22 protein-coding genes are annotated in these 22,157 nt (G+C 70.9%); 12 read left to right on the top strand and 10 right to left on the bottom strand.

From position 1 onward, the window contains the following. Positions 1-249 precede the first annotated feature (249 nt). The 4 genes from ACIA8X_RS24480 to ACIA8X_RS24465 all read right to left on the bottom strand — a co-directional run bounded on the left by ACIA8X_RS24480 (position 250) and on the right by ACIA8X_RS24465 (position 4,157). Positions 250-1,551 (bottom strand): DUF2690 domain-containing protein, encoded by a 1,302-nt coding sequence (locus ACIA8X_RS24480; protein WP_393453601.1) that lies wholly within the window; start codon positions 1,549-1,551, stop codon positions 250-252. A 438-nt stretch (positions 1,552-1,989) separates the two neighbouring features. Beyond that, entirely contained in the window at positions 1,990-2,502 is a 513-nt protein-coding gene (locus tag ACIA8X_RS24475; protein ID WP_399459094.1) for a helix-turn-helix domain-containing protein, read from the bottom strand. Between the two features lie 208 nt (positions 2,503-2,710). Further along, entirely contained in the window at positions 2,711-3,277 is a 567-nt protein-coding gene (locus ACIA8X_RS24470) for a DUF3017 domain-containing protein (protein ID WP_393453595.1), read from the bottom strand. Positions 3,278-3,302: 25 nt separating this feature from the next. Continuing rightward, a complete protein-coding gene (locus tag ACIA8X_RS24465; protein WP_393453592.1) occupies positions 3,303-4,157 on the bottom strand; it encodes a bifunctional methylenetetrahydrofolate dehydrogenase/methenyltetrahydrofolate cyclohydrolase in 855 nt (284 codons plus the stop codon). Positions 4,158-4,437: 280 nt separating this feature from the next. Here ACIA8X_RS24465 and ACIA8X_RS24460 point away from each other — a divergent pair, with 280 nt between their 5' ends. From ACIA8X_RS24460 to ACIA8X_RS24445, 4 genes are all read left to right on the top strand, one after another. After that, positions 4,438-5,073: a hypothetical protein gene (locus tag ACIA8X_RS24460; RefSeq protein WP_399459093.1), complete on the top strand. Its 636-nt coding sequence runs from the start codon at positions 4,438-4,440 to the stop codon at positions 5,071-5,073. A 144-nt stretch (positions 5,074-5,217) separates the two neighbouring features. Next, positions 5,218-5,964: an FHA domain-containing protein gene (locus ACIA8X_RS24455; RefSeq protein ID WP_393453587.1), complete on the top strand. Its 747-nt coding sequence runs from the start codon at positions 5,218-5,220 to the stop codon at positions 5,962-5,964. Next, positions 5,961-7,565 carry a protein kinase gene (locus ACIA8X_RS24450; protein WP_399459092.1) on the top strand — a complete coding sequence of 535 codons (1,605 nt, stop codon included), beginning with the start codon at positions 5,961-5,963 and terminating at the stop codon, positions 7,563-7,565. The genes ACIA8X_RS24455 and ACIA8X_RS24450 overlap by 4 nt, the downstream gene beginning before the upstream one ends. Before the next feature lie 108 nt (positions 7,566-7,673). Further along, positions 7,674-8,147 (top strand): hypothetical protein, encoded by a 474-nt coding sequence (locus ACIA8X_RS24445; protein WP_393453581.1) that lies wholly within the window; start codon positions 7,674-7,676, stop codon positions 8,145-8,147. A gap of 120 nt (positions 8,148-8,267) precedes the next feature. On the opposite strand, the gene ACIA8X_RS24440 is transcribed toward ACIA8X_RS24445, so the two are convergent. Continuing rightward, positions 8,268-8,753, bottom strand: coding sequence for a peptidoglycan-binding protein (locus tag ACIA8X_RS24440; RefSeq protein ID WP_393453578.1), 486 nt, complete (start codon positions 8,751-8,753; stop codon positions 8,268-8,270). A 232-nt stretch (positions 8,754-8,985) separates the two neighbouring features. On the opposite strand from ACIA8X_RS24440, the gene ACIA8X_RS24435 reads away from it, so the two are divergent. Both ACIA8X_RS24435 and fxsT read left to right on the top strand, forming a co-directional pair. Beyond that, positions 8,986-9,591 (top strand): ALF repeat-containing protein, encoded by a 606-nt coding sequence (locus tag ACIA8X_RS24435; protein ID WP_399459091.1) that lies wholly within the window; start codon positions 8,986-8,988, stop codon positions 9,589-9,591. A 114-nt stretch (positions 9,592-9,705) separates the two neighbouring features. Continuing rightward, entirely contained in the window at positions 9,706-11,724 is a 2,019-nt protein-coding gene (fxsT, locus tag ACIA8X_RS24430) for an FxSxx-COOH system tetratricopeptide repeat protein (protein ID WP_393453572.1), read from the top strand. A gap of 83 nt (positions 11,725-11,807) precedes the next feature. Here the strand turns inward: fxsT and ACIA8X_RS24425 are convergent, their stop codons facing one another. From ACIA8X_RS24425 to ACIA8X_RS24410, 4 genes are all read right to left on the bottom strand, one after another. Continuing rightward, positions 11,808-12,851, bottom strand: a complete 1,044-nt coding sequence (locus ACIA8X_RS24425) for an ArsR family transcriptional regulator (RefSeq protein WP_393453569.1) — start codon at positions 12,849-12,851, stop codon at positions 11,808-11,810. A gap of 241 nt (positions 12,852-13,092) precedes the next feature. Continuing rightward, positions 13,093-13,836: a class I SAM-dependent methyltransferase gene (locus ACIA8X_RS24420; RefSeq protein ID WP_393453566.1), complete on the bottom strand. Its 744-nt coding sequence runs from the start codon at positions 13,834-13,836 to the stop codon at positions 13,093-13,095. 36 nt (positions 13,837-13,872) lie between these two features. Next, positions 13,873-14,070, bottom strand: a complete 198-nt coding sequence (locus tag ACIA8X_RS24415; RefSeq protein WP_393453564.1) for a DUF397 domain-containing protein — start codon at positions 14,068-14,070, stop codon at positions 13,873-13,875. Next, on the bottom strand, positions 14,042-14,902 hold the full coding sequence (locus tag ACIA8X_RS24410; RefSeq protein ID WP_393453561.1) for a helix-turn-helix domain-containing protein: 861 nt from the start codon (positions 14,900-14,902) through the stop codon (positions 14,042-14,044). Before ACIA8X_RS24410 ends, ACIA8X_RS24415 begins: the two co-directional genes overlap by 29 nt. A 326-nt stretch (positions 14,903-15,228) precedes the next feature. Between ACIA8X_RS24410 and ACIA8X_RS24405 the strand changes: the two genes are divergently transcribed. Then, the gene (locus tag ACIA8X_RS24405; protein ID WP_399459090.1) at positions 15,229-15,597 is read left to right on the top strand and encodes an ATP-binding protein; all 369 of its coding nucleotides are present in this window, start codon (positions 15,229-15,231) and stop codon (positions 15,595-15,597) included. Here ACIA8X_RS24405 and ACIA8X_RS24400 read toward each other — a convergent pair. Next, the gene (locus ACIA8X_RS24400; RefSeq protein WP_399459089.1) at positions 15,530-16,609 is read right to left on the bottom strand and encodes an ArsR family transcriptional regulator; all 1,080 of its coding nucleotides are present in this window, start codon (positions 16,607-16,609) and stop codon (positions 15,530-15,532) included. The two genes, ACIA8X_RS24405 and ACIA8X_RS24400, sit on opposite strands and share 68 nt — an antisense overlap. Positions 16,610-16,775: 166 nt before the next feature. On the opposite strand from ACIA8X_RS24400, the gene ACIA8X_RS24395 reads away from it, so the two are divergent. The 5 genes from ACIA8X_RS24395 (at position 16,776) to ACIA8X_RS24375 (ending at position 22,139) form a co-directional block, all read left to right on the top strand. After that, positions 16,776-17,126, top strand: a complete 351-nt coding sequence (locus ACIA8X_RS24395; protein ID WP_393453552.1) for a peptidoglycan-binding protein — start codon at positions 16,776-16,778, stop codon at positions 17,124-17,126. Positions 17,127-17,160: 34 nt separating this feature from the next. Beyond that, on the top strand, positions 17,161-17,715 hold the full coding sequence (locus tag ACIA8X_RS24390) for a peptidoglycan-binding protein (RefSeq protein WP_393453549.1): 555 nt from the start codon (positions 17,161-17,163) through the stop codon (positions 17,713-17,715). Positions 17,716-18,041: 326 nt separating this feature from the next. Then, entirely contained in the window at positions 18,042-19,931 is a 1,890-nt protein-coding gene (locus ACIA8X_RS24385) for a protein kinase (protein WP_399459088.1), read from the top strand. A gap of 109 nt (positions 19,932-20,040) precedes the next feature. Beyond that, positions 20,041-20,763, top strand: coding sequence for an FHA domain-containing protein (locus ACIA8X_RS24380; protein ID WP_393453543.1), 723 nt, complete (start codon positions 20,041-20,043; stop codon positions 20,761-20,763). Continuing rightward, positions 20,763-22,139, top strand: a complete 1,377-nt coding sequence (locus tag ACIA8X_RS24375; RefSeq protein ID WP_393453540.1) for a protein kinase — start codon at positions 20,763-20,765, stop codon at positions 22,137-22,139. Before ACIA8X_RS24380 ends, ACIA8X_RS24375 begins: the two co-directional genes overlap by 1 nt. Positions 22,140-22,157: the final 18 nt, after the last annotated feature.

Below are 22,157 nucleotides of genomic sequence, written 5' to 3'. Positions count from 1 at the left end.
CTCTTGGCGTCGAGAGATCCACCGGTCAGGCTATCGCGCATCCGGGATCTCGCACGGCCGGGTCCATGTGGCCCGGCCCACAGAATGTCGATCAACGGGGGAAACGGGCGGAAAAGAGCGGCCGCCCGGTCCGGGAGAGGGGGACGCGGGCGGCCGCTTGGTGGGGGTACCGGTTGCCGGACTCCCGTGGGGGTACGGTGCGCGTGCCCACTTTGCCGACGGGCATTCCTGCCCCACCGAATTCTTTTCCTACTGCGTGCACCCCTCCTGCCCGACCGCCAGCGTCGCGCACGCCGTCGCGTCGCCCGCGTCCTTCACGGCCACCATCGGGGTGTACGCGATCGTGTCCCCGGCGACGGTGATCGTGCCGGTCTGCTTCGTCTTGCCGACCGTCACCGCCACCTCGTCTCCCTGCGCGGCCTGCGTGATGCGTCCCCACGCCGCGCCGCACGTCTCGCTGTAGCGCACCTCGACCACGGCCGCGCCGACGGTCGCGGTCTTGGCGGTGGTCACGAGGTCGCCGCTGCAGCCCATGCTCTCCGCGTCCTTGCCGGTGCAGGAGTCACCGCTGCACTTCACCCCGGCCGGCAGATCGGGATCGGTCGTCACGGACGGCGAGGGCGACTTGCCGGCCTCGTCGTTCTTGTTCTTGTCGCCGCCGTCGGTCAGGAAGAACACCGCGGCGATCACGACCAGCACACCGACGACCCCCGCGAGGAACATCGTCAGCCGCCGCTTGCCACCCCCGCCCCCGGTGGACCCGCCTCCCGGACGAGGCCCCTGCGGAGGCTCGCCGTAGGGATTGGGCGTCGCCGGGGACCACCCCGACGCCGCGCCGGACGTTCCGGAGGCCTCGGATGCGGCCGACACCGGGGAACCCGGAGATGCCGAGGATCCCCCCGACGGCGGCGGAGCAGCCGTACGGCCGCCACCCGTCGGCGCCGGACCTCGATAGCCCGCCAGGCCCCACGAGTTGGCCCCGGAGGAACCGTCCTCCCGGACGTCACCCCCGCTGCCGCCCCGTACGGGCGAGTCCTGGACCGGGGCGTCCCGAACCGCCGAGTCCCGCACCTCCGGTGCCGTGGGCTGCGCCGGCACCGTGGGCGGAACGGTCGGGGCCACCCCCGCCGGCCCCGCCACTCCGGGCGTGGGCGCGGCCGTGGCGCTCCCGCCCCTGCGTGCGGTCTTCCCGGCCTTCGCGCCCCCCTTGGCGTTCGGCGGCGGCGCCCCGAACTCGCTCAGCGCGGCGCGCGCCTGAGAGATCCGGATCGCTTCCATGGTCATGTCGTGGCGCATCTCCGAACGGCTCCACGCCCGTTCGGCCAGCTCCCACATCGTGGTCAGGTGGATCGGATTGGTGCCGGTGACTTCGGCGAGCGCCACGATCGCGCCCTTGGGCGCGAGCAGCCGCCCGTTCAGATACCGCTCCCAGGACGTCTTGCTGTATCCCGTGCGGTCGGCCAGCGCCGCGATGCTCAGACCGCTGCGGTCCACGAGCCGCCGCAACTGGCTCGCGAACTCCCTGACCTGCGGATCGAGTTCATCCGGCAAGGCCCTCCAACGAGGCATTGCTTCCCCCCTCTTCCCCCCGGTTGTGCTGGTGTTTCTCGCGTTTCCCCCGCGCGTGGTGCCCTCTGCCGAGTCCCCGTTCTGGCTACCCACAGGGATGCGCCCAGTAAGGATCTCAGTTCCCGGGGTGGGGGCGCACGGGAGCATTGCGGCCGTGGGCATGCACCGTTGCACGCCCTCCGGACGGGGTCCAGTGTTCCACCGGCTTCCCTCCCCGGCGACGCAACCCTGGTAGTAAGCCCTTGCGACATACGGGACGCCCCGGACCCGTCCCGATCGCCCACGCTAGCCCGCTTACCGAACGACTTCCTTGCAAATCCGCGAACTTGTCAACACATCGCCACACAGAAAGCACATAAACGATCACGCACGTCACATGCGATGCATTCGGACAAGTCCGGCGCAGTCGTCCCGTCCGGCTCAGCCCAGCGCAACGGCCCCGATCACCGCGGTCACCGCCAGAGCCACGACGAGCACCACCGCGATCACCAGCAACCGACGCGAGGGCGGCTCCGGTTCCTTCGGCGGTGCGTCCCACCAGGGCAGGGTGGGGTCGTCCTCGTACCCCTCGGCCCCCTCGGCCCGCTCAGAACCTTCGGACTCCCCATGCGCCTCGTCCGCGCCGCCCGGATGCCCCGGCGACTGCACCGCCACCGGCTTCGGCCACGCCTGCACGGCCAGTTCCCACCGCGCCCCGAAGCGTTCCGCCTCCTCCTTGCCGGTCTCCGCCACCCGGCACAGCGCGATGACCGCCTGTCGGGGCGGGGGCTGGGTGGCGTTGAGGTAGCGCTGCCAGGAGGACTTGCTGTACGCGGTGCGCGCGCCCAGCGCGACCAGGCTCAGGCCCGTGCGGTCCTTGAGCTGCCGCAAGTGCTCCACGAAGTGCCGCACCTCCGGCGGCAGATCGTCGGGCAGCGGCTGCCAGAAACCCATCGCTCACCTCCGAACCAGAACCCGATCGGGTGACGACACGGAACGGCGCCTTGGTTCCCCGCCGGACCCGACGTAGCGGAACGGTCACCTCCGTGCCACAGCGCGCTGACAGGCGTTGAACAGCCCCTTCGCCGTACCCGAGGGTGGACGCAGACGGCGGTCCGTCCTCGCCCGGGGGAAAGGACGGACCGCCGTCCCGCACAGGGCGTCAGCTGTCCACGGTGAAGTGCAGCGCGTCCTTCAGGAACGGCACCTTCAGCAACGGATCCGGCTGCGCCATCAGCGCCAGCAGCACGATCACGAGGCCCAGCACGCCGTACGTCGCGATGTCCGTGAAGCGGGACCGTACGGCGAGCATGCCGACACTCGGCAGGAACCACCGCAGCACCGCGCCGGCCAGCAGGGCGCCGCCGATCACCAGCGTTCCGACGCGGAACACGTCGAGCGCGGTGATCAGCAGGCCGACCCCGACCAGGCCGAGGACGAGCAGGACGGGCCACTGCCGGGCGGGTGCCGGCGCGTCACCGCCGGCGGCCCGGCCGCCGCCCTCGGGGCGGGCCGTGTCCCGGGTGAACAGCGGGAAGCGGCGGGTGGTGCGCCGGGGCACGCCCTGCGCGTCCGGGGCGCTCACCGGGTCCCGGACCTCGATCTCCTCCGCCTGGGCGGCGTCCTCGGCCTTGGCGGTGTCCTCGGCCTGGGCAGCGTCATCCGCGCCGGCTGTGGTCTCTGCCGTGGCCGTGTCCTCTGCCCTGGCGGTGGTCTCCGCCCTGGCCATGTCCTCCGCCCTTCCGGCGGCTCCCTCAACCGACACTGCGCTCCGCCGCCTCGACCACGTTGACGAGCAGCTGCGCCCGGGTCATCGGGCCCACGCCGCCGGGGTTCGGGGAGATCCAGCCGGCCACCTCGGCGACTCCAGGGTGGACGTCGCCCACGATCTTGCCCTCGGCGTTGCGCGAGACACCGACGTCGAGGACGGCCGCGCCCGGCTTCACGTCCTCGGGGCGGACCAGGTGGGCGGAGCCCGCGGCCGCGACGATGATGTCCGCGCGGCGCAGGTGGGACGCCAGGTCACGGGTGCCGGTGTGGCACTGGGTCACGGTGGCGTTCTCGCTGCGCCGGGTCAGCAGCAGCGGCATCGGGCGGCCGATGGTGACGCCACGGCCGACGACCACGACCTCGGCCCCCTTGATCTCGACGCCGTGCTGCCGGAGCAGGGTGAGAACGCCGTTGGGGGTGCAGGGCAGCGGAGCCGGCTCGTTCAGGACCAGGCGGCCCAGGTTCATCGGGTGCAGGCCGTCCGCGTCCTTGGCCGGGTCCATCAGCTCCAGGATGCGGTTCTCGTCGATGCCCTTGGGCAGCGGCAGCTGGACGATGTAGCCGGTGCAGGCCGGGTCCTCGTTCAGCTCGCGGACGACCGCCTCGATCTCCTCCTGGGTCGCCGTGGCCGGCAGCTCGCGCTGGATGGAGGAGATGCCGACCTGGGCGCAGTCGCGGTGCTTGCCGGCGACGTACTTCTGGCTGCCGGGGTCGTCCCCGACCAGGATCGTGCCGAGGCCGGGCGTGACGCCCTTCTCCTTCAGCACCGCCACGCGGGCGGTCAGATCGGACTTGATCGCGGCTGCGGTGGCCTTGCCATCGAGAATCTGGGCGGTCATGGTCCCCATCCTCCTTGATGACGCCCTCTCGGTTCCAATCCGGGTCCGCTCTGGGTCATCCGTGACCTCGGCGGCCGTATCTCCACCCGTATCCACTCATGATCAATGATGTTGCACTTGCACAACACATACGGAATGCGGCTGGACAAGTAAGAGCAGACTAAAGAACGATGTGACGGCAGTACCGCGGGCAGTACCGGGGGGACGACCGCATCCGAAGACCTTCCTCCGAACACAGTGCCGCGCGTCCCCGCACTCGGACAACGGAGGAAAGACCGCCATGAGTTTCGGCGACCCGAACAACCCTTACGGCCCGCCTCCCCAGGGCCAGCCCGGCTACCCGCCGCAGCAGCCGCAGCAGCAGCCCCAGGGCCAGCCCGGTTACGGCTACCCGCAGCAGCAGCCCCAGGCCCCCGGTTACGGCTACCCGCAGGGCGCTCCGCAGCAGCCCGCCTACCCCGGCTACCCGGGCGGCAACATGATGCCGGTGGAGATGCCCGGCCTGATGAAGACGGCCCGTGTGCTGCTCTTCATTCTCTCCGGCTTCCAGCTCCTGTTCGGCATCATCGCCGGCATCGCCATCGGCGCCGCCCAGGACGTCTCCAACGGCGTCGGCTCCGGTGACGACACCGACGCGCTGGCCGGCCTCGGCTTCCTGTTCGCCGCCCTCCTGGTGGGCCTCGGCGCTCTCTCCATCTTCCTGGGCGTCAAGTTCAAGAACGGCGGCAGCGGCATCCGCATCACGACGATCGTGTACGCGTCGCTGATGATCCTCGGCGGCATCGTCAACATCGTGAACGGAGCGAACGGCTCCGCCACCTTCGGCGGGCTCATCTCCCTCGCCATCGCGGGCGTCATCCTCGCCTCGATGGTGAACAGCGCCGCCACGGCCTGGTTCAGCCGCCCGCGCTACTGAGCGCCTACGGAAATCTCCGTAGCCAGGGCTCAGTTCACGCCAATAGCAGCCGAGGGCCGTGTCTCACCCGTATGAGGGGGGGCACGGCCCGGCTGCGTCGCCCTACTCTGACGTGGGTAGCCGTCAGGCACGGGGAGACGCACCTTGTACAGCATCATCGTGGTACCTCCGCCGACCCCGGAGGACGACAACCACCGCACCCAGATCCGTATGGCGCCCGGCGAGCGGCTGAGCTTCGGGCGTTCCGACTCCGACAACGACCTCACCATCGCGCACGACGGCGTGTCCCGCAGAGCGGGTCAGATCACCGCCCAGGGCGCCTTCTGGATACTCAGCAACCTCAGCCGGGAGCAGACGTACGTCGTCGAGAACCCGGAGGGCGCGGGCGAGCACATCAAGGTCGGGCCGGGGCGGCTTGACGCACCGGTCCCCTTCGAGTTCTCGCGGATCGTGCTGCCCGCGGCCGGCGATCTGCTGCCGATCGAGGTGTGGGCGCCGCGGCACGACTACCGCAGCGAGGACGGCCTGGACGGCGCCACCACCGCGCCCGCCTTCTCCGTCGACCGCACCAAGCGGTACTTCGCGGTCCTGGCCGCCCTGTGCGAGCCCCGTCTGCGCGGCGAACCGCACGCCGCGCTGCCCACCGTCGACCAGGTCGTCGACCGGCTGCGCCCCGCCTGGCCGGCCGCGTCGCGCACCTCGGTGCAGTGGAACATCGACTACCTCGCCGTGAAACTGCGCCTCAAGCCCGCCCCGGAGACGGCGGACACGGGCCCGCGGCTCAACGGCAAGAAGGAGTCGCTGGTGTCACTGGCGCTGCGGTTCGATCTCGTACGGGAGGACGATCTCGTCGTGCTGACGGATGCGGCGCCGGGCCGGGTGGCGCGGTGACCGAGCCCTACGCCGTGCCGGTGCCGAAGGGGTACCGGGCGGGCGTGTGGGAGGTGCGGGAGCCGATCGCCACGGGGGCGTTCGGGAGTGTGTACGAGGCACGGCGCGTCGCGGCCGGCGAGGGCCGCCCGGCGGACGAGGACCTCCCTAAGTCGGCGGCACTGAAGTTCCTGCCCACCGGCACCGGAACCCCCCGCCAACTCACCCACCTGCGCGAACTCGTCGACCGCGAGGTCGAGTTGCACCGCCGGCTGAAGCAGCCGCGGCTGATCCGGATGTACGACACCCTCGTCGTCGACGACCCGGCCCACCCCGCTCTCGACGGCGCCACCGTCCTCGTACTGGAGAAGGCCGAGGGCTCCCTGTCCGCGCTCGTCGCGGCCGAGCCGCGCCCCGCCGCCGCGCCCGCCCTGCTCGCGCAGATCTGCGAGGGGCTGGCGCAGCTGCACCACGCCGGCTGGGTGCACGGTGACCTGAAACCGGCCAACGTGCTGCTGATGGCGGACGGTTCGGCCCGGCTCGCCGACTTCAACATGGCGGCGGAGCTGGAGGGCACGCACGCGTACACGCCCGCCTTCTCCACGCCCGACTACACACCGCCGGAGCTGCTCTGGTCGGAGATCGGCGAGCGGGGCCGCCGGATCCGCCCCTCGGCGGACGTCTGGGCCTTCGGTGTCCTGGCGCATCTGCTGCTCACCGACTCCTTCCCGCTGCCCGGCGCCACCCCGACGGCCCGCCGTGACGCCGCCGCCGCGTACGCCCGCGGCACCGACGAGCTGCGTCTGTCGCCCCAACTCCCGGACGCCTGGCGGGAGATCGTGCGGGACTGCCTGACCCGCACGCACGCCGACCGGATCGGCACCCAGGACCTGCTGCGCCGGGTGGAGGCGACGGCCGGCACCGGCCGCTCCCCGCGTCTGCCACGGGCCCTCCTCCCGCGTCGCCGCTCCCGCCGTACGACGGTGCTGGCCACCGTGACCGCCGTGGTGGCGGTGGCCTCGCTCGGCTACGGCGTCAACAACTGGACGGACACCGGCAAAGACGGGGGTGGGAGCGGGGTCGGGGCCTCGGGCGCCGAGACCGCGAAGGTCAGGGCCGCCGACTACGGCGCCTCCGAACTCCGCACGGACAAGGGCGTGCCCGTGGCCTACCGCCGGCTGATCGTCGATGCGGCCCACGACTGCGTCCGGCCTGAGGTCACGCCCGCGCTGATCGCCGCCCTGCTGAAGGCGGAGAGCGACTTCGACCCGGACCTGTCCGATCCGGGCGCGGGGCGCGAGGGCGAGTACGGCATCGCCCGCTGGACGCCGAGCCTGCTGCGCTGGTGGATTCGCGCGGACGGCGTCCCCGCGACGGAAACTCCCAAGCCGCCCCTCTCCCCCGCCGATTCCATCCCGGCCGTGGGCCGCTACCTCTGCTACATGGAACCTCTCCTCGATCGGACCGGCCTGTCCGGCGACCGCCAGGTGCTGCTGGCGGCCGCGTACCGAACGTCGACCAAGGTGGTGAACAACGCGGGCGGCGTTCCCCCGAAGTACCGCGACTACGCCACCCGCGTCGGCCACTACCTCAAGGAGTACACGGCGCCGGGCGAGAAGTGACCCTGAGAGGTCTGAGGTACCGGCCGGCGGGCGCCACTGGGACGTTGGACACCGCTCCACCACAGCGAAGTGACCACCAGCGTTCACACCATTCTTGGGGGAACAAGAGTGAACATCGCCAAGCCCGCCGCGCTGCTCGTCGCGGCCACCGCTCTGATCGCCGGCCCCACGGTCACGGCATCCGCCGCCACCGCCCCGGACGGCACACGGGTGACCAGCACCCAGCAGGTCGCCGAGGAGGTTCTCGCCGGTGACCCGAAGCCGCTCCGGGTCACCGACGGCAAGGTCACGTACGACGGCCTGACCGTCACCGCCGCGCCCAAGGGCCAGATCGGCACCCGGGACCTGGCCTGTGGCTACGGCCACCTGTGCATGATCGTCAAGGGTCAGAAGTTCGACTTCTACAAGTGCCAGACCTGGACGCTCAGCAACTGGACCGGCGACGGCCCGTTCACCAACAACCAGACGCCCGGCACGGTCGCCAAGTTCTACAACAAGGACGGCAGCGTCCGCTGGACGTCCACGGCGTACCAGGCCGGCACGGCGACGTGGGACCCGATCTGGTCGCTGCGTCCCTGCTGACGGGCCTGCACACCCGCGGCCTCCGGTCCCCTCGGGGGAGGGCCGGAGGCCGCCCTTGCGTACGCACAGCCCCCGGTCGACCGGGTGTCGACCGGGGGCGCGTCACTCGACTGCGGTCGGCTAGCGGAGCCCGTTCGGTCCGGCGACACCGGCACCGGCCGCGGCGGAGAACTTCTTGAACGAGGCCCGTGTGTTCGCTCCGGCGTCACCGTCGATGTCGTCGGCGTAGCCGTAGCCCTTCTTCAGCAGGCGCTGCAGGGCCTTCACCGTGTCGGTGCCGGGGTCTCCGTCGATCGCGCCGGTGTAGCCCCAGTGCTTCTTGAGGCAATCCTGGAAGGCCTTCCAGCTGTTGGTACCGAGCAGCCCGTCGGGCGAGCCGTCGTAGCCCCAGTACTTCGCCAGCCAGCGCTGGACGTACCTGGCCTGCACCCCGCTCAGGCCGAAGTTGTTCGTCGCGAGCGTGGAGATCTCCCCGGAACCCCCGGCCGGCTTCGTGACCGTCTCGGACGCCGCGAAGCCGGTACCCGCGGTCGCCAGGCTCCCGGCGGCGATACCGACGACGGTGACGGCGCTGACCAGCGTCCTTGCCAGAATGCGCGAGCGCATGCGCTTCCCCCTTCAACTCAGTGGTCGTGACACGGATGAGTCTCGGGGGGCATGCACGGGAGCGGTACCTGGAGAGTTCCAGGCCCTCCTTGGGCCGCTTCGCACGCTATGAGTACGTGGATATTGCAGTGAACTCGGGCGCGGTCAGAGGGAAGATGCACAGGGTTCCGGAGATCCAGGATCTCCAGGCACCGAAGTGCTCAACTCCCCACCCCACAAGGAAGGTTCCTACGTGAGACCGACCCGCATGGCCCTGACCCTCGCGGCAACCGCCCTGACCCCGGCGCTCCTGCTGGCCTCCCCGGCCTTCGCCGCCGAGTCGGCCCCGTCGTCCACCACCACCGTGGCGACCGCGTCCGACACGGCCGACTCGCCCGTCGACGAGATGTCCGACGACGACGTCCGCGTCGCGATCATGCGCATCATCGCCGACCCCGCCACCGGCAAGGCCGTCTACGCCGCCGCACAGCGGGCCATGGACGGCACCATCGAGGACCAGCGGTACTTCCTGGAGACGGGCCGCTGGACAGCCCAGGCCGAGGACGACCGCGTCGCCATCGCCCGTATCCTCGCCTCCGCCGACCCGAAGACCGACAAGGCGGTCATCAGGGAGGCCAACGAGGCCCTCGACGCCAACACCCCGGAGGCCCTGCGCGCCTTCCTGGAGACCGGCTACCGCCTGGCCTGGGCCGAGGACGACCGCGTCCGCATCGCCCGCATCCTCGCCGACCCGACGATCAGCGCCGCCCTGCGCGCGGCGGCGGAAGAGGCCATCGACGGCACGCCGGAGGAACTGCGGTACTTCCTCGAGGTGGGTCAGTACGAGGTGGACGGCTAGGGTCTGCCCCTTTGGCCGGCGTCGGTCGATTCCCCTCGGACCGTGCGGCTCCTGGGATACGATCACGCCGGCTGTTGGTCGTTGACGGGTCGCCGTCATACCGAAGAGGGAACCATGTGGCGAAGACTGGCCAGCGCGGTGGCCGGTTTGCTCGTGCTGTTCGTCGGCAGTCTCGCCTTCAACGCCGCGTCGGGTCAGGGCCGTTGGCCGGGGCCTCTCGACTTTGTGCGGGTCCACCCGTGGGTGGTGCTCCTCGCCCTGATACCCCTGGCGTCGATCGGACTGTGGCAGGCGCCGCGCCGCGACCGTGCGCAGGCCCTGCCCGCGCCCACGGCGTACCGGCTGCCGCCGCGCAACACCAACTTCACCGGCCGTGACGCCGCTCTGCTGGCGGTGCGGCAGCGCCTCACCTCGATGGACGAGGTCGCGACGCTGGCCCTGCACGGGCTGGGCGGCGTCGGCAAGACCCAGCTCGCGGTCGAGTACGCGTACCGCCACCTGTCGAAGTACCGGTTCGTCGCGTTCGTGGACGCGGAGCAACCCGAGCTGGTGGCACGGCAGTTCGTCGTGCTGGCCGGCGAGCTGGGACTGACGGACGTGAACTCCCCCCAGGCCATTCCACGGGTGTACGGCAAGCTGCGGGACCGCAGGCCCTGGCTGATCATCTTCGACAACGGGGAGAAACCCGGCACACTCACGCACGCGCTGCCGTCGGGCGGCCTGGCGGGCAACGGCCATGTCATCGTCACGACCAGGGTGAGCGGCTGGTCGAGCAGGGCCGACGTCCTCGACCTGGACGTGTTCACCAGGCAGGAGTCGGTGGACTTGCTGACCCGGCGGGTGCCCGGCACGACCGCGGAGGTGGCGGACCGGATCGCCGGGCAACTGGGGGATCTGCCCCTGGCGTTGGAGCAGGCGGTCGGGTACATGGCCTACAACGACACGGCGCCCGAGGAATACCTGTCCCTGCTGACGTCGCGGCTGGAGGACATGATCGGGCAGGGCGAACTGACCGACCGGCCCGCGGTGGTCGTCGCGACCCTGTGGGAGCTCAGCGTGCTGAGGCTGGCGGCGGAGCAGCCCCACGCGGTGCGGCTGCTGCGGTTGTGCGCCCTGCTGGCGCCGGAGCCGATCCCGCTGAACCTGTTCACCGGCAGCCCCGACCTGCTGGACGTCCCCGCGGCCGACCCGCTGGCCTGGGACATGACGGTCGGCGCCCTGGCCGGTCTGGGTCTCGCCAGGCGCGGAAACGCGTCCCTGGTGCTGCACCGGCTGGTCCAGGCCGCCATCCGGGCCGGGATGTCGGACTCGGAGCACACGGAGACCCGGGTCCGGCTGTGCCGTGCGCTGCTCGCGGCCGTGCCGCAGGACATCCACGCCGACCCGGACGCCCGGCCGCGATGGCAGGAGCTGCTCCCGCACGTCATCACCGTGACCAAGGACGATCCGCCGGCCGAGTGCGCCGCGGAGACCGCGGTGCTGCTGAGGCGGGCGTCGGAGTTCCTCATCCAGCTCGGGGACTGCTCGGTCGCGCTGCCCCTGTGCGAACGCGCCCTCGCGATCGACGAGTCGCTCGACGGACGGGACGCGGAGGCGGGCTTCGACCTGATCACCCTGGCGCAGATCCACCGGGACCTCGGCGCGCCGGAGAGGGCACTCCCGCTGGCGGAACGCGCCCTGCGCCTGCATGATGCCTCCCTGCCGCCGGACAGTCCCGCCATCGCGACGGACCTGGCCACGCTGGCGCGGATCCTGTGCATTCTCGGCGAGCACGAGGCGGCGCGGCCACTGGCCGAGCGGGCGCTGCGGATCGACGAGGCGGCATACGGACCGGACGACCCGTACGTGAGCTTCGACCTGGTGGCGCTGGCGAACGTCCACGTCGACCTCGGCGACCACGCCACGGCCCTGCCGCTGATCTCGCGGGCGCTGCGGATCCGCGAGGCCAAGTACGCGCCGGACCACCTGTACATCGGGTACGTCCTGCTGTTCAAAGCCCAAGTCCTGGACACGTTGAACGACCCGGCCGCGGTGGACTTCGCGCGCCGGGGTGCCCAGATCCTGCACACCCGGCTGGGCCAGACCCACCCCAAGACCGAGGATGCGTTCGCGCTGGTCGACCGGCTGGGGTGACGACGCCGTCCTGAGGCAGGCCGGCGCGACGCCGTTGCGTGCCGCCGCTCCATGGCCCGCCCACCGACCGACGGGCCGTCGGCTCATCGCACGGTGCTCGTGACGCCCCCGTCGCCCGTGCGCGTGGATGCTCGTAGGACGGACGCCCCCGCGGGCGTGAGGGTGTGCAGGACGCTCTGGCCGTTGCGGATGCTGGTGATGAGTCCGGCGTCCCGCAGCGCGGTGGCGTGTCTGCTGGCGGCGGAGGCCGACACACCGGCGGCGCGGGCGATCTCGCCGGTCGTGGCACCGGCGGACGCGGCGCACAGGGCGACCGCTCGGGCGCGCCCGAGCAGGGCCGTCAAGGGCTTCCCGGGATCGTCGGCGACGCCCGCGGAGCCATGCGCGGCGTCCCGGGCGTCCGGCTCATGGAGCAGCGAGTACCAGAGCACGGGCGGCAGTTCCGGGTCTGCGAAGGCGACCGGCTCGCCCCAGTTGAAGTACGACGGAACGAGCGTGAGCCCGCGACCGTTGAGAAACAGGTCCCGGTCACGGGCCTGCTTGGGATACGTGACCTCCAGGACGGGAGGGCGCCAGCGCAGCAGCGGTCCGAGCCCCGAGAGCATGCCCTCCACGCCACCGCTGAGGAGCCCACGGTAGCGTGCCGCCCGCTCGGACTCGATACGCGCCTGCACCTGGTCCTCGTGCGGGACGACCACGGCCTCGTAGTACGCGCGCAGCATCCCCACGAACTCCTTGCGGGCTTCCAGCCCGGCCAGCTGCCCGGCCCACGAGGGAGCGGCGACGGTCCGGTCAAGGATGGCCAGTTCCTTCAGAACCCGTTGCGGAGGCGTGGCCAGCATCGACTCCACACCCGCGTCCCAGACTCCCACCTCATGGGCGGGCGTCAGAAAGTCCGGAAAGTAAGCGGCCCTTGGATACAAAGGCAGGAGAACGCCGCGTACGAGTCGTTCCAGCCCTTTCTCCCGCAGCTGCTGCCGTGCCATGCGATACCAGCCGGCGTGGGCCCACCGGCCCTTGCGGGACTGGAATCGGTGCAGACTCGCGGCGATCTCCATGAACGGATCCGGAGCGGCGGCGAGCTTGGTTCTGGCCAGGTCCACGTCACTGAAATGAATGCGGAGCATCTCGTTCTCCCCCGTCGAACTGAGCTTTTGCCCTGCGGAGCAACAGTGTTGGTTGGGCACCGTCCAATGGGCGATCGTAAGGCGCACGCATCAAGACGCGATAAACGTGGGCTCAACGGGCCCGAGGCGCACGTTTAGGCTGTCCGTGCAGAGAAGACCTGGGACAAGGCGGACGGCCGCCTGTACTGGGACGGCATCAAATGGCAGGAAGCAGCCTTCTGGTCTGGCGTCCTGGCGCAGGTCAGGAGTCTGTCACCAGGAGTCGATAGCCGACGTCGATGGTGTCGCGTGCGATCAGGTCGGCGTGACGGTGACGCCAACGGCCGGTCGCGAGGTCATCGGTGAGCGTTGCCAGGCCGGGAGCGAGGACGTCTTCTCCGGTCTGGGCGAGCATGGAGATTCCGGCGCGCACCTGTGGGTCGAGGTAGGCGTGGGGGCGGCGCCAGTATGCGGCGCCGAACCCGTCCGTGCAGTCGTGCGGGACAGGGACGGGCTCCTGATGTGCCCCGCCGAGCAGAGTGGCCAGCCGGTCCGTGGGGATGGCGCGGGTGTCGTCGAAGGCGGCTGCCTGTGGGAGGTACTCGCGCACGAGCCAGAACTGCTCGCGGAAGATCTGCTGGTCCCAGGTCAGGATGACGATGCGGCGGCGCGCTACCCGGCGGAGTTCGGCGATGCCGGCCGCAAGGTCACTCCAGTGATGGACGGTCAGCAGTGCCATGACGGCGTCGGCAGCGTTGTCGCGCAGCGGAAGGTGCTCGGCGACGGCGCGCACGGCGGATGCGGACCCGGGTGGACGCTGGGCGAGCATGACTTGGCTGGGCTCAACGGCGAGAACCGTCTGCGGTGGCTCGTAGGAGCCGGTGCCCGCTCCTACGTTGATCACGTCCGCGGCGTTGCCGAGCGCGGCGTGAATCTGCGCGGCGATCCGCGGATCGGGTTGCCGGGTCCGGCCGTACGTCGCGCCGAGCGTGTCATAGATGGCCATGCCTCTCAGTATGCGAAGAGGCATGGCGCGTGGCGGTCACAGGGAGGCGACGAAGGTTGCCCAGGCGGGGGCGGGGAACACGAGGGCGGGGCCGTCGGGGTTCTTGGAGTCGCGGACGGGGATGATGCCGGGGAGGTGGTCGGCGACCTCGACGCACTCACCGCCGGTTCCGCTGCTGTAGCTGCTCTTGCGCCACTGCACGGACCTAAGGTCGGTGTTGCTGTTGGGCTTCATTCCGGTAGTCCTCCGCTGCTGCCTCGATCACGGCAAGGGACGCCTCTGGCGGCAGAGCGGCGGCCCTGAGCAGATCGTACGACTCGCGGTACTCCATCACGAGGGCCGGATAGTCGATGACTTGGCCGCTGTGCAGACCTTCGGTGTACACGAGCGGTGGAGCGTCGAAGAAGGTCATGATGCGTGTCAGTCCCATCATGAACGGGTGGGCAGCGGCGGTTTCCGGGACGATCTGCACAATGGACCGCGTGGCCCTGACCACCTCGGCGATGTGGTCCAGCAGTTCGGCCATCCCTGCAGGCGGCAGCACCCGTCGCCGGATGACCGACTCGTCGAGAACCGCCCAGAGCTTCGGCGGCGACTCCCCTGCGAAGAGCCTCGCTCGGTCCAGACGAGCACTCACGACGGCCTCGACGTCGGCGTCCGACGCTCGCGGCATCGCCGATCGAGCAATCGCCGCGGCGTACGCCCTGGTCTGCAACAGCCCGGGCACCAGGATGGGAGCCCAGTCCTCGATGGTCCGCGCCAGCGTCTCCAGTTCGGCTACATCCGCGAAGTGCTCGGCGATTCCAGCCTTCCGCGCCTTGGCCGCATCTGCACACCGCCGCTGGAAAAACCCGTCCGTCCCCAGCCGCTCATCGACATGCTTGGCGAGATCCTCCGGCATCCGCCGCTCACCCCGCTCGATCTGGCTGAGGAACGAGATCCCCCGAAAGCTCCCCTCCGCCAGCTGCTCCAGCGTCAGTCCCGCCTGCTCCCTCTTGTAGCGCAACTCGGCGCCGTAGAAACAGGGAACGCTCACCGAAGCGTCGGGATCCTTACGTGCGGGCACCACTCACCACCACCGTTTGCCAGTTACCGTGCGCAACTCAAACGCCTTTCACCGTACGCCCGTTCACGCCACTCTGTGACCGATTCACCACACAGCGCGCACAGAAAGGCGTACGGCGATGACTGTCCCCCACCCCCACGAGGCAGACGCCCACCTCGCACAACTCCGCGCAGCCCTCGCGGCGAACGGCATCGCGCTCCCCTCCCTGCGCGTCGACCCGCCCTCGTCACCGCCGCTCCGTACGCCCGCCCGCTCATCACACTCGGCAACTGCAACCTCCTCACGGCCCAGGCCCTGACCGCCGCCCTGCGCAAGGCGGCCGAACGGTGAGCGGACCACTCGTCCTCGAACTGCTCGCGCTCCCGAAGGCCGTACCGGAGGTACGTCGCGCTGTCCGTGAGCACCTAGGCGCACCCTGCTCCGAAGTCCAGGTCTGCGTAAGTGAGTTACTGACGAACGTGATCGCCCACGTCGGCGAGGCGACACCGGTGACCGTCCGTCTGTTCCGCGCCCCGGACGGCTGTACGCGGCTGGAGGTCACCGACCCCGACGCGCATGCGTGGCTCATCGCACGTCGCCCGGGCGAGGACGACGAGACCGGCCGTGGGCTTCTGCTGCTGGACGCGATCACACGGCGGTGGGGGGTGTGGCTGACCCCGGCGGGCAAGACGGTGTGGTGCGAACTGCCTCCGTGACTCGGCTGCGGGCAGCTCGCAGCATGGCCGCCCCCACGGGTGTGAGGGTGTGCAGCACGGTCTGACCGTTACGGATGCTGGTGAGGAGCCCCGCGTCACGCAGCGCCGTGGCGTCTCTGCTGGCGGCGGAAGCCGACACACCCGCGGCGCGGGCAATCTCGCCGGTCGTGGCGCCGGTGGACGCGGCGTACAGGGCAACCGCTCGGGCCCGCCCGAGCAGGGCCGTCAAGGGCTTGCTCGGATCGCCCGCACCGTCAGCAAAGGCATGCACCGCATCCCTTGCGTCCGGCTCGTGGAGCAGCGAGTACCAGAGCACGGGCGGCAGTTCGGGGTCGGCGAAGGCGACCGGCTCGGCCCAGTTGAAGTAGGAGGGGACGAGGTTGAGCCCACGACCGTTCAGGAACAGGTCCCGGTCAGAGATCTGTTTGGGGTAGGTGACCTCCAGGACCGGATGACGCCAGCGCATCATCGGGCCGAGTCCCGCGAGCATGCCTTCGACTGCGCCGTCCAGGACCCCGCGGACACGCACCGCGCGCTCGGCCTCGATCCGCGCCCCCACCTGTTCCTTGTAGGGGTCGACAACGGCCTCGTGGTACGCGCGCAGGATGCGGACGAGTTCCTTGCGCGCGTCCGGCCGGGCCAGTTGTCCGGCCCATGGCGGGGCGCCGACGGTCCGGTCGAGGATGGCCATTTCCCCCAGGACCCGCTGCGGAGAGGTGGCCAGAATCGACTCGACGCCCGCGTCCCATCCGTCGGCGGCATGGCCCGGCGTCAGAAAGTCGGGAAAGTACGCGGCTCTTGGATACAGGGGCAGAAGAACAGTGCGCACAGCACGCTCCAGCCCCTTTTCCCGTAGCCGCTGCCGCGCCATGCGATACCAACCGGCGTACGCCCACCGCCCTATACGCGACTGGAGCCGGTGCAGGCTTGCGGCGACCTCCCAGAGTGGATCAGGCGTGGCGGAAACCCTGGTCCTGGCCAGATCTGCATCGCTGAAATGAATGCGGAGCATCCCGTTCACCCCCGTTGCGCTGAGCTTTTGCTCTGCAGCGCAACAGCATGGCCGGGCTCGTCACCGCTGGGCAAAGCTTGTCGCGGCCGGGCGTGAGGCGGCACGGACCCGTCGTGGGCCCGGCCGACACCGTGCGCCCGTACCCCGACGACCTGGAAGGATTCACATGAAGCACAAGCTCGCGTTACTGGGAGCCGCCGCCGTCCTGCTCGGCAGCCTGGGTGCCGCGGCCCCCGCCACGGCGACGCCGGAGCACACCGGCGCGGTCGCGGCGGCGGCGAGCTGCCCCGAGCCCACCGCCGGCCACCCGGAGATCAGCAGGGGCGACACCGGCACGCCGGTGAAGCACGCGCAGTGCATTCTGCGCAACGGCATGGGCTATACGGCCGTGGTCGTCGACGGGATCTTCGGCGAGATCACCGAAAAGGCCGTGGTAAGCGCGCAGAAGAGGTGTGAGATCGCCACGGACGGCATCGTGGGGCCGAACACCTGGGCGTGCCTGCACAAGTTCAACTGAGCATCCGCACAGCAAACAACGGGGAAGGAACACCATGAACTTCCGTAGCACTCAGGCCCGTCTGGCCGCCGCCACCGTCGGTGCCGTCGTGGCGGGCACGCTGGCGTTCGGCGCCGCACCGGCCTCGGCCGCCGCCTCCAACGGATACGTCAGCGGCTCCGGCTACACCTACGACGACTGGAACGACGAGGGCACCGTCTCCACCGCCTCGCACACCAAGTCCAACGTGAGCTGCCTGTGGCAGAAGATCCTGTGGGCGGAGGGGGCCACCGAGTCGAACGGATCCACGTACGACGAGGCGGACGTCGACGGCGTCTTCGGCGCGAACACGAAGTACGCCACCAAGAAGCTTCAGTCCCGCTGGGGTCTGACCGCTGACGGCATCGCGGGCAAGAAGTCCTTCACGAAGGCCGGCTCCAAGCTGACGAACTCCCGGTACGTGAACTACGACTCCAACCGGGTGTACATCCTGACGTACAAGGGCAGCAAGCACAGCTTCCCTGTCTACCGCGGCAGTTCCGGCAAGTGGAGCTTCTACGAGAACAACAAGCTCCGGCTCGCGGGGTACGACTACCGGTCCTGTGTCTGACACACGCCCGCAACGGCGTCGGGGAGTACGCGATTCGCGGGCGAGGCCGATGTCTCGGCGGACGCAGGCGAGGATCTCCTCGGTGCCGTCGGCCAGCACCTAGGGCAGGGCGGGCGGCGCGGTCCACCCCCGCGTCGCCCGCCCTGCCCACGTATTCCTGCGACGCCACCGGGCCCCCTGGCGCCCCGGCAGGGGCCGACCCGTTCCCGGCGTCTTCCGGAGCCTCGGAGCGTCTTTGGGCGACTCCCCCGCCCAGGCACGATAGCCTCGCGTCAACCGGCGTGACACAAAGGCGCGTTGGTGAAGAGAAGGTACTCGGGGGAGTCATGAGCGACCAGCGGCAGCCCGGGCCGCCGTACGGACCGGCGTCCGGTGACACAGGCCTGGAGCAGCTGAAGGACGCGGGCGCGCAGCCGCTGCGCCCCGCCGATCCGCAGCAGATCGGCCCGTACCTGCCGCTGGGCCTCCTAGGCAGCGGTGGCATGGGCCACGTCTACCTGGCCCGCCCCACCGACAGCACCCCCGGCCTCGCCGCCGTCAAGGTGATCCGCCCCGAGTACGCCGAGGACGTCCGGTTCCGGCGGCGCTTCGAGCGCGAGGCCGCCGTGCACGGGCAGGTGCACACGCCCCGCACACCGGACCTGCTCGGCACCGGGTTCGACGACTCGCTGCTGTGGATGGCGACGCAGTACCTGCCCGGTCTCAACCTCGCCGAAGCCGTCCGCGAGTGCGGCAAGCTGGAGCGCGCCGGGGTGTGGCGGCTGATCGGGGAGCTCGGGCAGGCCCTGTCGGCGCTGGCCGCGGCCGACGTCGTCCACCGGGATCTCAAGCCGTCCAACGTGATCCTGTCCCTGCGGGGCGCGCACGTCATCGACTTCGGCATCGCGCAGGCCGCCGACAGCAGCGCCATCACCACGACGGGCAACCGGGTCGGCACGCCCGCCTTCATGGCGCCCGAGTATCTGCGCGAGGCACGCTGCGACACCGCCTCCGACGTCTTCTCGCTCGCCGGAAGCCTGATCTACGCCGCCACCGGGCACGCCCCGTTCGGCGACGGCACGGGCGTCGACGTGATGCACCGGGTCGCGTTCGAGGAGCCCAAGCCGGAGATCATGGCAGAACTCGCGGACGTGGACCCGGAGTTGGCCGCCCTCCTGGCCGCCTGCCTCTCCAAGGACCCCGCCGGCCGCCCCACCCCGCGGCAACTCCTCGACGCCGGCACGGCCGCCGGTCACGGCCGCCCCGTCTCCTGGCACGAGCCGCTGAACGCCCGGCTGCTCGCCCGGAAGGAGGCCTGCGAACTGCTGGAACGGGTCGCCGTACAGGAGACCGTCCAGCTGCGCCCGCCGACGCAGTCGCCTACGCCGGCCCCGTCACCTACGCAGCCCCCGTCGCACACGCCGACCCAGACCCCGGCGTTCCCCGCCCCCGGCCCGGCGTTCCCCGCCTCCGGCCCGGCCTTCGCCCCCACGGTCGGCCCGCCCACGCCGCCCGGGCAGTACGCCACCTCCACGCAGACCCCCGCCCCGCAGGACGGCGGCAGTCGGCGTAAGCGCAAGGTCTACCTCGCCGTCGCCGCAAGCCTCGCCGTGTGCGCCGTAGCCGCGAGCGCCTTCTTCCTCACCCGCCCGTCCCTCGACGAAACGGCCTCGACCGCGCCGACGGCGACCGCCAGCGTCGGCCCCGGCGAAGGGCAGGCCTCCCCCCTCCCCAGCTCCTCCGCCTCGCCCTCCGGCGACAAGGACACGGACAAGGAGAAGGGCGAGGGGAAGGCGACAGCCTCGCCGACCGACACGGCGGAGGCATCGGAGAGCCCGAACTCCTCCGGAGGCGGCGCGGGCGGGACTCAGGCCACGCCCACCGACGAGCCCTCCGACCCGTCCGGCGGCAACGCGGGCGACGCTGGCGGAGGCGGCGGCGCCCCGACCGTCACCCCCACCAAGACCGCCACAGCGCCTGCCACCCCACCCTGGATCTCCGACTGCACCGCCTACTCCGGCACCGAACTCACCCAGCGCGGCGACAAGGGCCAACGCGTCGTCCAGGTGCAGTGCATGCTCACCAAGCGCGGCTACAGCGTCGGCGGCGCGGGCGTCGACGGCGAGTTCGGCGCGGACACCGAGTCCGCGGTCAGGCTGTTCCAGAGCGACAAGGGCCTGGCCGTCGACGGCCAGGTCGGGCCCAACACATGGGCGGCGCTGCGCAGTTCGACGTAGCGGCGACGGCACTGTCTCCGAGTGTTTGCGTTCTGCCGCAAAGGTGTACGCCTCTCCCCCCACCCCGCTCTAACCTTCGGCTAGTTCATCCACGGGGGAGGAATCGCACATGCACAGCATCATCGTCGTGCCCGACGCGGGCGCACGCACCGGCGACCAGTTCCGGCTGGCGCCCGGTGAGATCCTGTCGTTCGGGCGCAGTGGCCGTACCGGTCTCACCATCGAGCATGAGGGCGTCTCCCGCGAGGCCGGGCAGATCACGGCCGTCGACGCCCACTGGACGATCAGCAACCTCAGCGGCGCGCAGACGTACGTCGTCGAGAACCCGGAAGGCGCCGGCGAGCACATCAAGGTCGCGCCGGGACGGCTCGAAGCGCCGATCCCCTTCGAGTTCTCGCGGGTGGTCCTGCCCGCCGGCAGCGAGCTGCTGAGCTTCGACGTCTGGGCCCCGCGCCACGACTACCTCGACAACCCGGGCCCGCGGGTCGGGGCTCCCACCGCGTCGGCGTTCCCGCTCGACCGCGGCAAGCGCTACTTCCAGGTCCTGGTCGCGTTGTGCGCCGCCCGCCTGCGCGGCGAACCGCACGCCCCGCTGCCCACCGCCGAGGAACTGACCGACCTGCTGCGGCCCAGCTGGCCCGCGGTGTCCCGCACATCGGTGCAGTGGAACCTCGACTACCTGTCCGTGAAGCTGCGCCTGAAGCCGGCCCCGGAATCCTCGGAAAGCGGGCCCCGGCTCAACGGCCGCAAGGAACGGCTGGTCTCCCTCGCCCTGCGCTTCGACCTCGTACGAGAGGACGACCTGTCCCTGCTGAGCGGCGAGGCGGCGTGATGAGCGTGGACACACCGCCGTACACCGTTTCGGTGCCGAACGGGTATCGCGTCGGCGGGTGGGAGGTGCGCGAGCACATCGCCTGCGGGTCCTTCTCCAGTGTGTACGCCGCCCGGCGCGTGGATCCCGATGCCGACGGCCCCTCCGAGGCCGCCCTGAAGTTCCTGGCCACCGGCACCCGCACGCCACGCCAGCTGAGCCATCTTCAGGAACTCGCCGAGCGCGAGACCGAGTTGCTGCGCCGGCTCCAGCGCCCGCGCCTCATCCGCATGTACGACGCCCTGACCGTGGACGACGCGGACCTGCCCCATCTCGACGGCGCCACCGTCCTCGCCCTGGAGAGGGCGGAGGGCTCCCTTGACCAACTCCTGCAGCGGCCCGGTGAGCGGCGGTCGCCGGGCGGCCGTGCCGTCGCCGTCCCCGGAGGGCCCTCGCTGCTCGCCCAGATCTGCGAGGGCATCGCCCACCTCCACCACGCGGGCTGGGTGCACGGCGACCTCAAGCCCGCCAACGTCCTGCTGATGGCCGACGGCTCGGTCCGGCTCGCGGACTTCAACGTCGCCTCCGAACTGGAGGGCACCCACGCCTACGCACCCGCGTTCGCGAGCACCGACTACTCCCCACCGGAACTGCTGTGGGCCGAGGTCGAGGAGCACGGCCACCGCATCCGGCCGACCGTCGACATCTGGGCGTTCGGCGTCCTGGCCCACGTCGTTCTCACCGGCGGCCCGCCGCTGCCCGGAGCGACACCGGGTGCCCGCCGGGACGCGGCCGTGCGCTACGCCGACGGCCGTGCGGAGCTGCGTCTGTCGCCCGAACTCCCGGACGCCTGGCGGCAGATCGTCACCGACTGCCTCGCCCCCACCCATCTCGCCCGCGCCCCGCACACCGCCCAGGCCCTGCTCCGCCGGGTGGAGGCCGCGGCAGGAGCCGCCCGCTCCCCGCGCCTGCCCCGGCTGCGGCCACGCCGCGGCCCGCATCCGGCCGTCCTCGGCTCGCTCGCCGCCCTCGCGGTCGGGGCGCTGGCGACGGCAGGCGTCCTCGCCCTGCGGGAGCCGGCGCCCCAGGGGTACGCCCGCTGTGACCGCGGCGACGTCTGCTTCTTCACGGAGCCGGACGGGCGGGGCGAGATGTGCGCCTGGTACGACAACGAAGACGACTGGACGGGCGGGATCATCATCTGCGACTGGGCCGAGAAAACCCTGCCGAGGTCGGTCTTCAACAACGGCTACAGCGGCGACTCGTACAACGACGTCGAGCTTTTCGCCAGGACCGGTCAGCAGGAGACGATCGGCTGCGTCCAGGCGGACGCCAAGGTCAATTTCAAGGGCCGCGGCCTACCCGTCCGTTCGCACGAGTGGGTTCGCAGTTGTTGATGCCCTACACCTTTCCAG

Origin of the sequence: Streptomyces sp. NPDC051738 (assembly GCF_044453205.1) — a bacterium.
In the GTDB taxonomy this organism is placed as follows: Bacteria; Actinomycetota; Actinomycetes; order Streptomycetales; family Streptomycetaceae; genus Streptomyces.
This window is presented reverse-complemented; position numbering and strand designations above follow the sequence as displayed.